The following is a 1,562-nucleotide window of genomic DNA, read 5'->3' as shown; positions in this document are numbered from 1 at the left end:
CCGTCGACCAGGGCACATTGAGGATCGGCGGCGACTGGTCGCTGGGCGATGTCTCGGGCGCCCTGACCTTGAACGGCGGCGCGCTGCAGGTGACGGGCAATCCCGTCAGTTTCACGCTGGAGCGCCAGATAATCCTCGGCGCCAACGGCGGCACCTTCGATGTCGGCGCCGGCAAGAACCTGATCCTCGACGGCGTGGTTTCGGGCGACGGACAACTCGCCAAGACCAGTTCCGGCACGCTGACGCTGACCGGCGCCAACAGCTATTCGGGCGGCACGGCGGTGCGCGGCGGCGGCCTTGTCGTGACGGCGACAGGCGCGCTCGGCGACGGACTGGTCGCCATAAACTCCAACGGAAGCGGGGGATGGGCCAAGCTCTATTTCTCGGGCAACGACGCCGCCAATCCGGTCAGTGCCGAGGATATCTCGATCACCGTCGGGTTGGGCGACCTCAACTTCCTGCGCAATGCGACCGCCGGCGCGGCCACCATCATTCTGGCGAAGGACGGCACTGGCGGGCTCAATTTCAGCACCGGAACCGATGCCGGCACGGCCAGCATCATCAACCAGGGCGGCGGCTCGGTCACCTTCACAGGAGCAAGCGCCGCCAATGCTACCATCGTCAATGACGGCCTGGGCATACCGTATTATTTCAGCAGGACGACCTTCGACGACGATTACTCAAGCAATGTATCTTCCTCCGCCGGGGACGCCACGATAACCAACCGGAATGGCGGCTCGACCATTTTCTACGGACATTCGGACGGCGGAACGGCGACGCTGGTCAACGAGGCCGGCGGCACGCTCGATTTCCAGCAGGCATCGCAGGCGGCTGATGCAACCATCCTCAACGGCGCCGGCGGCAGCGTGCTGGTTCGCTTCCGCAACCAGGACTCCGTGCTCGATGTCGGTTCGCTGTCTGGCGACGGGGCCATACTAATCGACGATTCACAGCTGGCGCCGCAGCTTTCGCTCGGCGCGCTCGGTCATGACGACGTCATCGGCGGCACCATTTCCGGAAACGGCTCTCTGACCAAGACCGGCGCGGGCAAGCTGACGCTCAACGGACAGAACAGCTATGCGGGCCTGACCACCGTCGACATGGGAACGCTGGTGGTGGGCGACGCCAGCCATGGCACAGCGAGCCTCGCCGGCGATGTCACGGTGGATTCCGGCGCGCGCCTTGGCGGCATCGGCACCATGGGCGGCAATGTCACCATCCTCGGCACGCACGGCGTCGGCAATTCCATCGGCGTCCAGGCGGTCGGCGGCAACTATGTCAATCATGGCGTCCTGGAGGTCGAGGCGACCCCATCCGGCGCCGACAGGCTGATCGTCGGCGGCACGGTCGACATATCAGGCGCCACGCTCAACCTGGTCCTGACGCCGGCGACAGCCGAGAGCTGGAACCTGCGCAACGGGCCGTACACGATCATCCAGAACAATGGCGCTGCCGATGTCGCCGGCACCTTCGCCTCCGTCGGCAACCTCAACGACCTTCTCTTCCTCGACCATCTCATCAACTACAAGGGCGGCGACATCGGCAGCGCCATTGTTCTGGAT

1 protein-coding gene is annotated in these 1,562 nt (G+C 65.0%); it reads left to right on the top strand.

The annotated features are described in order from the left end of the window. Positions 1-1,562: autotransporter-associated beta strand repeat-containing protein (locus EN884_RS35470; RefSeq protein WP_206617743.1), on the top strand; the 1,562-nt coding region annotated here is incomplete at both ends.

This window comes from Mesorhizobium sp. M7A.F.Ca.AU.001.01.1.1, from assembly GCF_004022735.1.
GTDB lineage: Bacteria > Pseudomonadota > Alphaproteobacteria > Rhizobiales > Rhizobiaceae > Mesorhizobium > Mesorhizobium ciceri.
Note: the sequence above shows the minus strand (reverse complement) of the source record. Positions and strands in the feature narration are given on the sequence as shown.